The sequence below is a fragment of the Geodermatophilus sp. SYSU D00879 genome (assembly GCF_054050375.1).
The window spans coordinates 19,999-32,657 of record NZ_JBJGZF010000020.1 but is presented as its reverse complement, the minus strand read 5'-3'; the positions used below and the strand labels follow the sequence as shown (position 1 = coordinate 32,657).

Below are 12,659 nucleotides of genomic sequence, written 5' to 3'. Positions count from 1 at the left end.
CGGGGTCAGGCGTCCCGGCGGGCCCGGTCGAAGGACATCCACACCTCGCGGCGCTCCCTGCGGCTGGTGACCTGCGCCATGGCGGCGACCCGGCGGCGCTGGTCGAAGGAGGCCACGTGCTGGACGACGGCGACCTCGGCGTCGCGCATCGCCCGCTCGGCGGCGAACTCGGCCGGCGTCGACGGGTACTCGTCGGCCGGGACCGGCGGCACCTCGTCCCGCTCGCGGGCGTACGGGCTGTCGGGCGGCAGGTTGCCGCTCACCCGGCCGTAGGCGCCGAGCAGCAGCAGCACCAGGCCCGCGGCGACGGAGAAGCCGACGTTGCTCAGCCGGAAGGCCAGGAAGTTCAGCCCGGTGTCGAGCACCGCGAGGTTGGCGAACGCCGACACCAGGAACAGCACGCCGATGACGATCATGACCGTCGAGGCGGTGCGGGGGCTGCGGAAGGCGGCGACGACCAGCACGACCGCGGTGACCAGCGAGATCAGCGACAGCAGGCCGTTGGACGACATGCCGAGGATGCGCTGGCCCTCGGTGGAGAAGAAGGCCAGGCCGTTGGCCAGCCCCAGGACGCCGAAGACGGCGATGATGCCGGCGACGACGAACGCCCCGGTGCGCTGGACGGCGTAGACGCGGTTGCCGGAGGCGGACCCGCGCTCGGGGCGCCGCGGGGCGTCTGTGCGCGGGGCGGGGTCGGCGGCGCCGGTCCGTGCGCGGTCGGCCGTCCGGTGGCGGTGCAGCGACAGGGCCATGGTCGTGCTCCTCGGGTCGGTGGTGCTGACATCGGTTGTTCCCAACCCGGTCGTGTCCGGATGCAGTTCGTTCCGGACCTTCTCGTCCCTCCTGCCCACCGGGCGTGTCGTGATCTCGGGAAGAGCGGGCACCGCGCCGTCGTTCCGCCGGCGTGACCCAGCCGTTCTCCCCCGACCTGCACTCGGAGTTCCTCCGCGCCGACCTCTTCCTCTCCATGGGGCAGCCGATCGAGGCCGCCCGCCTGCTCGAGCCGCTCGTCGAGGCCGAGCCGGGCAACGAGGCCGCCCTCGAGCTGCTGGCCCGCAGCTACTTCGGCTCGGCCCAGCTGCAGCGCGCGGAGACGGCGCTGCGCCGGCTGGTCGACCTCGCACCGGCCAACGGGTGGGCCCGCCGCGCGCTGGCCCGCACGCTGGAGCGGCAGAGCCGCCGCGACGAGGCCGTCGCCCACCACCGCGTCGCCGACGCCCTGGGCGCCGCCTGACCGTTCCTGCTCCGTCACCGGCGGACGCTTGACCTCCAGTCGACCGGAGGTCCTAGCGTCCGCCGCGTGAGCATGGAGATGACGGCGTGGTCGGCGCTGTCCCGCGCGACGCACGCCCGTCCCGACCGCCGCGCCGTCACCCGCGCGACGCTGCGCCGGGTGCTCGCCTTCGCCCGCCCGCACCGGGCGCGCATCACCGGCTACGTCGCCGTCGGCGTCGTCGAGGCGGTGCTGACGGTGGCCTCGCCGCTGCTGGCCGGCCGGGTCGTCGACGCGATCGTCGACGGCGCCGCCACCTCCGTGGTCGTCGGCCTCGCCGTCACGATCGCCGCGCTCGCCGTCCTCGCCACCGCGCTCGGGCTGGTCGGCCGGTACCTGTCGGCGAGCCTCGGCGAGGGGCTGATCCTCGACCTGCGCACCGCCGTGTTCGACCACGTGCAGCGGATGCCGGTCGCCTTCTTCACGCGCACCCGCACCGGCGCGCTGGTGTCCCGCCTGGACAACGACGTCCTCGGCGCGCAGCGGGCCTTCAGCGACACCCTCTCCGGGATCGTCAGCAACACCGTCACGCTCGCCCTCGCGCTGGTCGCGATGCTGACCCTGTCCTGGCAGGTGACCCTGCTGGCGCTGCTCCTGCTGCCGGTGTTCCTGCTCCCCGCCCGCCGGATCGGCCGCCGCCTGGCCGCGCTGAGCCGGACCGCCGCCGTCGCCAACGCGGCGATGACCGGCCAGACGACCGAGCGGTTCTCCGCTCCCGGCGCGACGCTGGTCAAGCTGCTCGGCGACCCCGGCCGCGAGTCGGCCCGGTTCGCCGGCCGGGCCCGGGCGGTCCGCGACGTCGGGGTGCGGACGGCGATGGTGCAGTGGGCGTTCATCAGCGCGCTCACGCTGGTCTCGGCGCTGGCGCTCGCCCTGGTCTACGGCCTCGGCGGCACGTACGCGCTGGCCGGCGCGCTCGACCCGGGCTCGGTGGTGGCGCTGGCGCTGCTGCTCACCCGGCTCTACGCGCCGCTGACCGCGCTGGCCAGCGCCCGCGTCGACGTCTCCTCGGCGCTGGTCAGCTTCGAGCGGGTCTTCGAGGTGCTCGACCTGGTGCCGCTGGTCCGCGAGCGCCCCGGCGCCGTCGACGTCCCCGGCGGGCCGGTGTCGGTGGAGCTGGACGGCGTCACCTTCGCCTACCCGGCGGCCGACCGGGTGTCGCTGGCCTCGCTGGAGGACGTCGCCCGGCTCGACGGCCGCGGCGGCGTCGACGTGCTGCACGACGTCTCGTTCACCGTGCGGCCGGGGCAGGTGGTCGCGCTGGTCGGGTCCTCGGGCGCGGGCAAGTCGACGATCGCCTCGCTGGTGCCGCGCCTGTACGACGTGGACGCCGGCGCCGTCCGGCTCGGCGGCGTCGACGTCCGCGACCTGACCGCCGCCTCGATCCGGCGCACCGTCGGGGTGGTGACCCAGGACGGGCACCTGTTCCACGAGTCGCTGCGGGACAACCTCCTGCTGGCCGCGCCGGACGCCACCGACGACGACCTGTGGGACGCCCTCGCCCGCGCCCGGCTGGCCGACCTGGTCCGCGCGCTGCCCGACGGCCTGGACACCGTCGTCGGCGAGCGCGGCTACCGCTTCTCCGGCGGCGAGCGGCAGCGGCTGACCATCGCCCGGCTGCTGCTCGCCCGCCCGCGCGTGGTGCTGCTCGACGAGGCGACCGCCCACCTCGACGCCACGTCGGAGGCCGCGGTGCAGGCGGCCCTCGACGAGGCGCTCGAGGGGCGGACGGCGATCGTCATCGCGCACCGGCTGTCCACCGTGCGCGCGGCCGACTGCATCCTCGTGCTGGAGGGCGGCCGGGTCGTCGAGCGCGGCCGGCACGAGGACCTGCTCGCCCTCGGCGGCCGCTACGCCGAGCTGTACCGCACCCAGTTCGGTCAGCCGCTGGCCGCCTGAGGCTCAGCCCGCCGGGGACAGGCGCACCAGCGCGATCCGGCGGGACACCCTCGCCTGGTAGGCGTCGTAGGTCCCGCAGTTGGCCATGAGCGCCGCCCACAGCCGCGGCCGGTCGGCGTCGTCCACCTCGCCCGCGGTGACCGCCCACCGCCGGCCGCGCACCTCGACCTCGCCGCGCGGGTCGGCCTGCAGGTTCAGCCACCACTGCGGCTCGGCGTCGATGCCGCCGTTGGACGCCGCCACCACCAGGTCCCGGCCGTCGCGCACGTGCAGCAGCGGGGTGGTGCGCGGCTGCCCGGTGCGCCGGCCGCGGCAGGTCACCAGGACGACGTCGCCGCCGCGGAAGCGGTTGCCGACCCGGCCGCCGGTGCGCCGCAGCAGCGCGGTGTGCAGGGCCGCCACGTGCCGGGACAGCACCGTGGCCGCGCGGTCGGCGCGGGACAGGCCGGTGCTCGTCGTCGCGGTCACCGGGCGGTCCCGAACAGCCGCGCGTCCCGCCGGGCGGCGCGCCGGCCGGCGAACCGGGCGACGGCGAGCAGCGCCGGGTGCGGCACCGGCAGGCGGTCGACGGCCTCGTCCGGGATGGCCGACACGGTCCAGCCCAGCGCGCCCGGAACCTCGGTCGGGCGGTACTCCCTGGCGAAGACCTCGCGGTCGAGGCGGTCCCAGTCCTCCGGCGTCAGGTGCCGCTGCACCTGGGTCATCCCGTCGCTCTCCTCGTGGGCGAGGTGGGCGCCCAGCCCGTCGCGCAGCGCCACCGTCTGCCGGGCGAGCTCGTCCCGGGTGGCGGCGTCACCCCGGCCGGTGGCCAGCGCCTCGAGGCCCGCGGTGACCGCGGCCAGCGCCGGGTCGATGCCCGCGTGCTCGGCCTCCAGGGCGTCGAGGACGGCGCGGTCGGCGCCGCGCTCGGCCAGCAGCGGCCACAGCCCCGCGTCCTCGCCGGAGTGGTGCTTGTGCAGGTAGGAGCCGAACTGCGCGAAGCGGCGCGCCAGCCGCCGCCACCGCCGCCGGTCCGCCACGGGCACCGTGGGGACGACGGCGGCGAACGCGTCGAGGTCCCGGCGGAAGGCGCGGTGCATGACGTACATGGCGGCCAGGTCGACCGGGCCGTCGGGCGCGGCGGCCTGGCCCTCGAGGCGGAGCTGGACGGGGAGCGGCGGAGCTGCGGTCACGGGGACCCCTTTCGGGTTGAGTGTCGGTAAATCGAATGGCGGCACGGTAAGGTGGACCCGTGGTCGAGGGCAAGAGGGTCTACCGCTCCGCGCTGCGGGCCGAGCAGGCGCAGCGCACGCGGGTGCAGGTGCTGGAGGCCGCGACCCGCTGCTTCGTCGAGCGCGGCTACGCGGCGACGACGATGCGCGACGTCGCCGCGGCCGCCGGGGTCTCGGTGCCGACCGTGTTCGCGCAGGGCGGGAAGGCGGCGGTGCTCCTCGCGTGCGTCGACCGGGCGCTCGTCGGCTCCGACGACGAGCGCCCCGTCCGCGAGCTGGGCCCCTTCGCCGAGCTGCTCGCCGCGCCGGACCGGGCCGGCCGGTTGGCGGCGCTGCACCGGCTGGCGCTGCAGACGACCGCCGCCACGCTCCCGATGCAGGACGTCTTCGCCGCCGCGGCCGCGGTCGACCCGGAGGTCGGGGCGGCGTACGCCGACTACGAGCGCCGGCGGCGCGCCGACACGACCGCGCTGGTCGAGGCCTTCGCCGGCGACCTGCGCGCCGGCCTCGACGTCGAGGCCGCCGTCGACGTCGTGTGGTCGGTGTTCTCCCCGCAGACGCAGTCCCGGCTGGTGCGCGGCTGCGGCTGGCCGCCGGAGCGGTACGCCGACTGGCTGCCCGGCGCGGTGGAGCGGCTGCTGCTGCGCTGACGGTGTCGGTGCGCGGTGGCAGGGTGCTGCCCGTGCCCACGCTCGACGAGGTGACCGCCGCCGTGCGCGCGGCCTGGTGCCGGGAGACCTGCGACGACAGCGACCTCGCCGACTGGACGCCGGGCAACCCCGCGCGCGGCCAGTGCGGCGCCACCGCGCTCACGGTGCACGACCTGCTCGGCGGCGAGCTGCTGCTGGCCGAGGTGCGCCGGACCGACGGCTCCCGGCAGGGCGTGCACTGGTGGAACCGGCTGCCCGGCGGCCGCGAGGTCGACCTCACCCGCGAGCAGTTCGCCCCGCACGAGGTCGTGGGGGAGCCGCGGGTCGTCGTCCGCCCGCCCGGGCTGCCCGGCTACAACCGCGCGCAGTACCTCCGGCTGCGCGGGGCGGTGCTCGACGCCCTCGGTCGGACGACCGGCGACCGGCAGCACCCCGACCGGTAGCGGACGCGACCGGACGGGAACCGGGCTCCGGGATCGGGTAAGGGCAGGCTAACCTGACCACGAGTGATCACCGAGGTCAGGAGCCGACCGTGCTGCACCACCCCCTCCGGAACCGCGTGCGGCGTGTGTCGCTGACCGCGGCCGCCGCCCTCCTCGTCACCGGGCTCGCCGCCTGCGGCGGGACCGCCGACGACGAGCCCGCGGCCTCGGCCGCCGACGGCGGCGACGGCGCCTGGCCGGTCACCATCGAGAACAGGTTCGGCACCACCGAGATCCCCGCCGAGCCGCAGCGCGTGGTCACCGTCGGCTTCAACGACCAGGACTTCGTGCTGGCCCTGGGCGTCACCCCGGTCGGCGAGCGCGAGCTCCTGGGCGACTACGACGCCACGACCCGTCCCTGGGCGCAGGAGCAGCTGCCGGACGAGGAGATCCCGACCGTGGGCGGCGAGGAGATCGACCTCGAGGCCGTCGCCGCGCTCGAGCCCGACCTGATCGTCGGCGTGTACTCCTTCATGGACGAGGCGGACTACGAGCAGCTGTCGGGCATCGCGCCGACGCTCGCGCAGACCGGCGAGTACGCCGACGGCGCCACCCCGTGGCAGGAGCAGACCCTCCTCACCGGTCGGGCGCTCGGCCGCGAGGACGAGGCACAGCAGCTCGTCGACGACGTCGAGGGCCGGTTCCAGCAGGCGATCGAGGAGAACCCGGACTTCGCCGGCAGCTCGCTCGCCGTGGACCTGACCGGCGTCGGCTCGGGCCACTACCTGCTCGGCGCTGACGACCTGCGCACCCAGTTCTTCACCGACCTCGGCTTCACCGTCCCGGAGACCAGCACCGACGTCAGCCAGGAGCGGCTGGACCTGCTGGAGGCGGACGTGCTGGCGGTGAACGGCTACGACGAGGCCGCCGCCGACGGGGACGCGCTGTTCTCCGCCCTCGACGTGGTGACCCAGGGCCGCACGGTCCTGCTCGGCGGCTACTCCGGTGACGTGTCCGCCGCGCTCGGCTTCGGCAGCCCGCTCTCGCTGCCCTACCTGCTGGACGAGGTGGTGCCGGCCCTGGCCGCCGCCGCGGACGGCGACCCGTCCACCACGGTCCCGGTCCTCGGCTGAGGTCCACGCCCCGCCCCGGCCACGCGGCCGGGGCGGGCCGACCAGGGCGGTACCGTCTCCCCATCACGGCAGTGCGCGCAGGAAGCCGGTGCGAGCCCGGCGCGGTCCCGCCACTGTGACCCCGGGCGACCGGGGGAGCCAGACACTCCGGCTGCCGTGCCCGACGGCCCGGGGCGCGGACCCCGAGTGAGGACGCTGCGTGTTCGCCCTGCTCTCCACCAGTGACACCGACCTGCTCTCCGCCCGCGCCAGCGGCGCCGACTGGCGGCTGGGCAACCCGGTCCGCCTCGGCGCCGACGGCATCGCGGAGCTGACCGCGGGCGCCCGGCTCGTCGTCGTCCGGATCCTCGGCGTGCGGCGGCAGTACGAGGAGGTGCTCAGCCCCCTGCTGGCCGGGCCGGCGCCGGTCGTGGTCCTCGGCGGGGAGCAGGTGCCCGACGCCGAGCTGACGGAGCTGTCCACCGTCCCGATGGGCGTGGCCACCGAGGCGCACGGCTACCTGGCGCAGGGCGGGCCGGACAACCTCGTGCAGCTGCACCGCTTCCTGTCCGACACCGTGCTGCTCACCGGCGAGGGCTTCGAGCCGCCGTCGGTGGCGCCGGACTGGGGCGTGGTGGAGCGCGCGGGCCGGGGGAGCGGCCCGCGGATCGCCGTCCTCTACTACCGGGCGCACCACCTGGCCGGGAACACCGCGTTCGTCGAGGAACTCTGCTCCGCGGTCGAGGACGCCGGCGGGCAGGCGCTGCCGGTGTTCGTGAGCTCGCTGCGCAGCGTCCCCGCCGACCTGCTCGACGTGCTCCGCACCGCCGACGCGCTCGTCGTCACGGTGCTCGCCGCCGGCGGCTCCCGCCCGGCGACGGCGTCCGCCGGCGGGGACGACGGCGCCTGGGACGTCGGGCAGCTCGCCGCGCTCGACGTGCCGGTGGTGCAGGGCCTGTGCCTGACCCGCTCGCGCGAGGAGTGGCTGGCCGACGACGACGGCCTCTCCCCGCTCGACGTCGGCAACCAGGTGGCCATCCCCGAGTTCGACGGCCGGCTGATCAGCGTGCCGTTCTCCTTCAAGGAGACCGACGAGGACGGCCTGACCTCCTACGTGGCCGACCCCGAGCGGGCGGCGCGGGTGGCCGGGACGGCGGTGGCGCACGCCCGGCTGCGGCACACGCCGCCGGCCGAGCGCCGGATCGTGCTGATGCTGTCGGCCTACCCGACCAAGCACGCGCGGATCGGCAACGCGGTCGGCCTGGACACCCCGGCGTCGGTGGTGCGGCTGCTGGCCGCGATGCAGGGGCAGGGCTACGACATCGGCCCGTTCGACGGGCCCGACGCGCTGCCCGGCGTGGCCGACCTCGACGGCGACGCGCTGTTCCACGCGCTGATCGCCGCGGGCGGGCAGGACGCCGACTGGCTGACCGAGGAGCAGCTGTCGGGCAACCCGGTGCGCATCCCGGCCGCCGAGTACCGGCGCTTCTTCGACACGCTGCCCGCCGACCTGCGCGAGGCGATGGTGTCGCACTGGGGCGAGGCGCCGGGGTCGCTGTTCGTCGACGGGGACGACATCGTCTTCGCCGCGCTGCGGGCCGGGAACGTCGTCGTGATGGTGCAGCCGCCGCGCGGCTTCGGTGAGAACCCGATCGCGATCTACCACGACCCCGACCTGCCGCCCTCGCACCACTACCTGGCCGCCTACTGGTGGCTGCGGTCGGTGTTCGGGGCGCACGCGCTGGTGCACGTCGGCAAGCACGGGAACACGGAGTGGCTGCCGGGCAAGACCGTCGGGCTGTCGGCGTCGTGCGGGCCCGACGCCGCGATCGGCGACCTGCCGCTGGTCTACCCGTTCCTGGTCAACGACCCGGGCGAGGGGTCGCAGGCCAAGCGCCGGGCGCACGCCACGCTGGTCGACCACATGGTGCCGCCGATGGCGCGCGCGGACTCCTACGGCGACATCGCCCGGCTCGAGCAGCTGCTCGACGAGCACGCCAACGTGGCCGCGATGGACCCGGCGAAGCTGCCCGCCGTCCGGGCGCAGATCTGGACGCTGCTGCAGGCCGCCAGGCTCGACCACGACCTCGGGCTGGCCGAGCGGCCGGAGGACGACCACTTCGACGAGATGATCCTGCACGTCGACGGCTGGCTCTGCGAGATCAAGGACTCGCAGATCCGCGACGGCCTGCACGTGCTCGGTGTCCCGCCGTCGGGCCAGGACCGGGTGGACCTGGTGCTGGCGATGCTGCGGGCGCGGCAGATCTGGGGCGGTGCCGTGGCCCTGCCCGGGCTGCGCGAGGCGCTGGGGCTGACCGAGGACGGCACGGCCGGGCGCGCGGCCACCGATCTCGTCGAGTCGCAGGCGCACGCGCTCGTCGCGGGCATGGAGGAGGCCGGCTGGACGATCGGCGCCGTGGGCCCGGTCGTGCGGGAGGTGCTGGGGCGCGAGGACGAGGGCGTGGCCGCCGTGCTGCGGTTCGCCGTCGACGAGGTGGTGCCGCGGCTGGAGCGGACGACCGACGAGCTCGACGCCACGCTGCACGCCCTCGACGGCGGCTACGTGCCGGCCGGGCCGTCGGGCTCGCCGCTGCGCGGGCTGGTCAACGTGCTGCCGACCGGGCGGAACTTCTACTCGGTCGACCCGCGGGCGGTGCCGTCGCGGCTGGCGTGGGAGACCGGCCAGGCGATGGCCGACTCGCTGCTGGAGCGGTACCGGGCCGACACGGGGGAGTGGCCGCGCTCGGTCGGGCTGTCGGTGTGGGGGACCTCGGCGATGCGCACCTCCGGCGACGACGTCGCCGAGGTGCTCGCGCTGCTCGGCGTCCGCCCGGTGTGGGACGACGCGTCGCGGCGGGTGACCGCACTGGAGCCGGTGCCGCTGGAGGAGCTCGGCCGGCCGCGGATCGACGTCACCGTGCGCATCTCCGGCTTCTTCCGGGACGCCTTCCCGCACGTGGTGACCATGCTGGACGACGCGGTGACGCTGGTGGCGGGGCTCGACGAGCCGGCGTCGGAGAACTTCGTCCGCGCCCACGTCGACGCCGACGTCGCCGAGCACGGGGACCGGCGGCGGGCCACCACGCGGGTGTTCGGCTCCAAGCCCGGCGCCTACGGCGCGGGGCTGCTGTCGCTCATCGACTCGCGGGACTGGCGCGGTGACGCCGACCTCGCCGAGGTGTACGCGGTGTGGGGCGGCTACGCCTACGGCCGCGACCTCGACGGCGTGCAGGCGCGCCCGGACATGGAGGCGGCGTACCGGCGGATCGCGGTGGCGGCGAAGAACGTCGACACCCGCGAGCACGACATCGCCGACTCCGACGACTACTTCCAGTACCACGGCGGGATGGTCGCGACGGTCCGCGCGCTGACCGGCTCGGCGCCGGCGGCCTACATCGGCGACTCGACCCGGCCCGAGCAGGTGCGCACCCGCTCGCTGACCGAGGAGACCTCGCGGGTGTTCCGCGCCCGGGTGGTCAACCCGAAGTGGCTGTCGGCGATGCGCCGGCACGGCTACAAGGGCGCGTTCGAGCTGGCCGCGACCGTCGACTACCTGTTCGGGTACGACGCCACGACCGGCGTGGTGGCCGACTGGATGTACGAGAAGCTCACCGAGACCTACGTGCTCGACCCGGAGAACCGCGAGTTCATGGAGCGGTCCAACCCGTGGGCGCTGCACGGCATCGCCGAGCGGCTGCTGGAGGCGGTGGACCGGGGCATGTGGGCCGAGCCGGACCCGGCGCTGCTGGCCGGGCTGCGGCAGGCCTACCTCGACACCGAGGGCGACCTCGAGGGCGGCGAGACGCCGGCGCAGTCGGGGGCGCCCGCCTGAGCAGGGGTGATCACGGCTCGTGACGACGCGCGGTACCGATCCGGAAACGGTTCGGGTCCCCGTGTGGCCGGGTAGTCGATCTCCATGGGCATCCTGAACCGACTCCTGGGCACTGCTGAGACCACGGCTCGTCGCGGAGCCGCCGGGGGCCGCGCCGCCGCCGGCCGCGCTTCCGGGCGCGCCTCCGGGCGCGGGATGGGCCGGGGCACCGCCGGGCGCGGCATGCCGTCCGGCCGGGGCATGGGCCGCTCCAAGATGGCGACCCCGACGCCGACCCGGCGCTTCGGCCGCGGCACGCCGACGACCGCTGCCTCCGGCGGGCTGAGCCGCCTGCTCGGCTCGCTGACCGGCCGCCGCTGACGAGCCGCCCCGACCGGCCGCCGCTGGCCGGCGGGCGGACCTCCTAGGCCAGCGAGGCGGCGGCGACCAGCAGCACGACGGTCGCCGCCGCCTCGCCCATCGCGCCCATCACGTCCCCGGTGACGCCGCCGAGGCGGGCCGTCGCGCGGGCGCGGACGAGCTCGGCCGCGAGCAGGCCGGCTCCCGCGGCCCCCGCCAGCGCCGCCCCGGTCCCGGGACCGCCGGCCGCCCACCCCGCCGCGGCCGCACCGCCGACCACGAGCAGTCCCCACCCCGCGAGCCAGGGCGCCGACACGGTGCCGGCCACCGCGCGCCCCAGCGACGAGCCCTCGGCCGTCGGCGTGCCGGGTAGCCCGGTGCGGGCCATCGCCAGCCGCGCCACGACCACCGCCGTCCACAGCGCGAGCCAGCCGCCGCCGGCCGCCAGCAGCGCCGCGCCCGCCGCCGCCTGCAGCAGCAGCGCGAGGACCAGCGTCACGACGCCGAACGGGCCGACGTCGCCCTGGTGCATGACCTGCAGCGCCCGCTCCCGGCCGCGCAGCGGACCGAGGCCGTCGGCGGTGTCGGCCAGGCCGTCCAGGTGCAGCGCCCGGGTCAGCCAGGCGAGCACGGCCAGCGCCGCCACGGCCCCGGTCAGCGGGGACACCAGGAGCGCGCCGAGCACGCCGACCCCGGCCGCGGCGCCGCCCAACCCCAGCCCGACCAGCGGCGCCCAGGGCAGCACCCCGCGGGTGGACGTCGTCCCGGCGGCGGGCACGCGGACCACGGTGAGCAGCGCGACCGACTCCAGCGGGCCGGCCCATCTCGGCCGGCGCGTCACCGCAGCCGCTGCGGCAGCCCGGCGACGACGAACCACACCTCGTCGGCGGTGCCGGCCAGCCGCTGGTTGACCTCGCCGAGGGTGTCGCGGAACAGCCGGCCCGCGCGGGTCTCCGGCACCACGCCCAGGCCCACCTCGTCGCTGACCGCGACCACGTGCGCCGGGGTCATCGCCCAGGCGTTGACCAGGGCGTCGACCCGCCCGGCCAGCCGGTCGAGGGCGCCCTGCTCGTCGGTCCAGACGCCGGTCTCGTCCATGAGCGCCGCGACCCACGTGGTCACGCTGTCGACCAGCACCGTCCCGCCGCGCAGCAGTTCGCTGGGCGCCGTCGTCTCCAGCGTCGTCCAGCCGGCCGGCCGGCGGGCGCGGTGCGCGGCGACCCGCCGGGTCCACTCGGCGTCGTCCGGCGGCGGCGTCGAGGTGGCCAGGTAGACGACGCCGGGCCGGTCGGCCACCAGCGACTCCGCGTGCGCCGACTTCCCCGACCGCGAGCCGCCCAGCACCAGCACCCGGGCCATCAGGCGACCGCCGCCGCGAGCTCCAGCCGGGTGACCGTGCCGTTGTGCGGCGTCACCGCCGGCATCTCCGCGGGGCCCCGCCCGGCGGCCACCGCCTGCGCGGCGCGGATGGTGTCGCCGTGGGTGACGAGCGCGACGACGTCGGCCGGCGGGTCCGCCCGCAGCCGGTCGAGGAGGGCCGCGACCCGGGCGTGCAGGTCGGCCAGGCTCTCGCCGCCCTCGGCCGCCCAGTGCGGGTCGGTCCAGTCGACGACGTCCCACAGCTCCCGCGACGGCCGCCCCTCGAGCACGCCGTAGCCCTGCTCGCGCAGCGCCGGCGTGGTGGTGAACGCCAGCCCGGTCGCGGCGGCGCAGTGCTCGGCGGTCTGCACCGCCCGCAGCAGGTCGCTGGACAGCATCGCGCCCGGCCCGAGCGTCGCGAGCTCGCGGGCCGCGGCCCGCGCCTGGTCGTGCCCCTGGCCGGTGAGCGGGACGTGCGCCGTCTGGCCCTGCATCAGCCCGGCGGCGTTCCAGGTGCTCTGCCCGTGCCGGACGAGGAGGAGGGTGAGCGGGCGGGCCATGG

At 76.4% G+C, this 12,659-nt stretch carries 12 protein-coding genes and 1 riboswitch; of the genes, 6 read left to right on the top strand and 6 right to left on the bottom strand.

The features are described 5' to 3' along the window. Positions 1 to 5: 5 nt before the first annotated feature. Positions 6 to 752, bottom strand: coding sequence for a DUF4383 domain-containing protein (locus ACI79B_RS20250; protein ID WP_456929840.1), 747 nt, complete (start codon positions 750 to 752; stop codon positions 6 to 8). Positions 753 to 904: 152 nt separating this feature from the next. Here ACI79B_RS20250 and ACI79B_RS20245 point away from each other — a divergent pair, with 152 nt between their 5' ends. Together ACI79B_RS20245 and ACI79B_RS20240 are read left to right on the top strand one after the other, a co-directional pair. Next, a complete protein-coding gene (locus ACI79B_RS20245) occupies positions 905 to 1,234 on the top strand; it encodes a tetratricopeptide repeat protein (RefSeq protein ID WP_456929839.1) in 330 nt (109 codons plus the stop codon). A 72-nt stretch (positions 1,235 to 1,306) separates the two neighbouring features. After that, on the top strand, positions 1,307 to 3,172 hold the full coding sequence (locus ACI79B_RS20240; RefSeq protein ID WP_456929872.1) for an ABC transporter ATP-binding protein: 1,866 nt from the start codon (positions 1,307 to 1,309) through the stop codon (positions 3,170 to 3,172). 3 nt (positions 3,173 to 3,175) lie between these two features. Here ACI79B_RS20240 and ACI79B_RS20235 read toward each other — a convergent pair whose 3' ends face one another. Beyond that, a complete protein-coding gene (locus ACI79B_RS20235) occupies positions 3,176 to 3,640 on the bottom strand; it encodes a nitroreductase family deazaflavin-dependent oxidoreductase (protein WP_456929838.1) in 465 nt (154 codons plus the stop codon). Next, positions 3,637 to 4,344, bottom strand: a complete 708-nt coding sequence (locus ACI79B_RS20230; protein ID WP_456929837.1) for a hemerythrin domain-containing protein — start codon at positions 4,342 to 4,344, stop codon at positions 3,637 to 3,639. The genes ACI79B_RS20235 and ACI79B_RS20230 overlap by 4 nt, the downstream gene beginning before the upstream one ends. A gap of 59 nt (positions 4,345 to 4,403) precedes the next feature. On the opposite strand from ACI79B_RS20230, the gene ACI79B_RS20225 reads away from it, so the two are divergent. The 4 genes from ACI79B_RS20225 to cobN all read left to right on the top strand — a co-directional run bounded on the left by ACI79B_RS20225 (position 4,404) and on the right by cobN (position 10,399). After that, a complete protein-coding gene (locus tag ACI79B_RS20225) occupies positions 4,404 to 5,033 on the top strand; it encodes a TetR/AcrR family transcriptional regulator (RefSeq protein ID WP_456929836.1) in 630 nt (209 codons plus the stop codon). A 32-nt stretch (positions 5,034 to 5,065) separates the two neighbouring features. Then, a complete protein-coding gene (locus ACI79B_RS20220) occupies positions 5,066 to 5,476 on the top strand; it encodes a YunG family protein (protein ID WP_456929835.1) in 411 nt (136 codons plus the stop codon). Between the two features lie 89 nt (positions 5,477 to 5,565). Continuing rightward, positions 5,566 to 6,588, top strand: a complete 1,023-nt coding sequence (locus ACI79B_RS20215) for an ABC transporter substrate-binding protein (protein ID WP_456929834.1) — start codon at positions 5,566 to 5,568, stop codon at positions 6,586 to 6,588. 79 nt (positions 6,589 to 6,667) lie between these two features. Further along, positions 6,668 to 6,735, top strand: a riboswitch (cobalamin riboswitch). 52 nt (positions 6,736 to 6,787) lie between these two features. Continuing rightward, the gene (cobN, locus tag ACI79B_RS20210; RefSeq protein ID WP_456929833.1) at positions 6,788 to 10,399 is read left to right on the top strand and encodes a cobaltochelatase subunit CobN; all 3,612 of its coding nucleotides are present in this window, start codon (positions 6,788 to 6,790) and stop codon (positions 10,397 to 10,399) included. 403 nt (positions 10,400 to 10,802) lie between these two features. Here the strand turns inward: cobN and ACI79B_RS20205 are convergent, their stop codons facing one another. The 3 genes from ACI79B_RS20205 to ACI79B_RS20195 are packed head-to-tail and all read right to left on the bottom strand — an operon-like array spanning position 10,803 to position 12,657. Beyond that, positions 10,803 to 11,579 (bottom strand): adenosylcobinamide-GDP ribazoletransferase, encoded by a 777-nt coding sequence (locus ACI79B_RS20205; RefSeq protein WP_456929832.1) that lies wholly within the window; start codon positions 11,577 to 11,579, stop codon positions 10,803 to 10,805. Continuing rightward, on the bottom strand, positions 11,576 to 12,097 hold the full coding sequence (cobU, locus tag ACI79B_RS20200) for a bifunctional adenosylcobinamide kinase/adenosylcobinamide-phosphate guanylyltransferase (protein ID WP_456929831.1): 522 nt from the start codon (positions 12,095 to 12,097) through the stop codon (positions 11,576 to 11,578). The genes ACI79B_RS20205 and cobU overlap by 4 nt, the downstream gene beginning before the upstream one ends. Then, entirely contained in the window at positions 12,097 to 12,657 is a 561-nt protein-coding gene (locus tag ACI79B_RS20195) for a histidine phosphatase family protein (RefSeq protein WP_456929830.1), read from the bottom strand. The genes cobU and ACI79B_RS20195 overlap by 1 nt, the downstream gene beginning before the upstream one ends. Positions 12,658 to 12,659 lie beyond the last annotated feature (2 nt).

Coding starts and splice junctions, on each gene's coding strand:
- ACI79B_RS20250 (WP_456929840.1), bottom strand. CDS start 752: ATGGCCCTGTCGCTGCACCGCCACCGGACGGCCGACCGCGCACGGACC.
- ACI79B_RS20240 (WP_456929872.1), top strand. CDS start 1,307: ATGGAGATGACGGCGTGGTCGGCGCTGTCCCGCGCGACGCACGCCCGT.
- cobU (WP_456929831.1), bottom strand. CDS start 12,097: ATGGCCCGGGTGCTGGTGCTGGGCGGCTCGCGGTCGGGGAAGTCGGCG.
- ACI79B_RS20195 (WP_456929830.1), bottom strand. CDS start 12,657: ATGGCCCGCCCGCTCACCCTCCTCCTCGTCCGGCACGGGCAGAGCACC.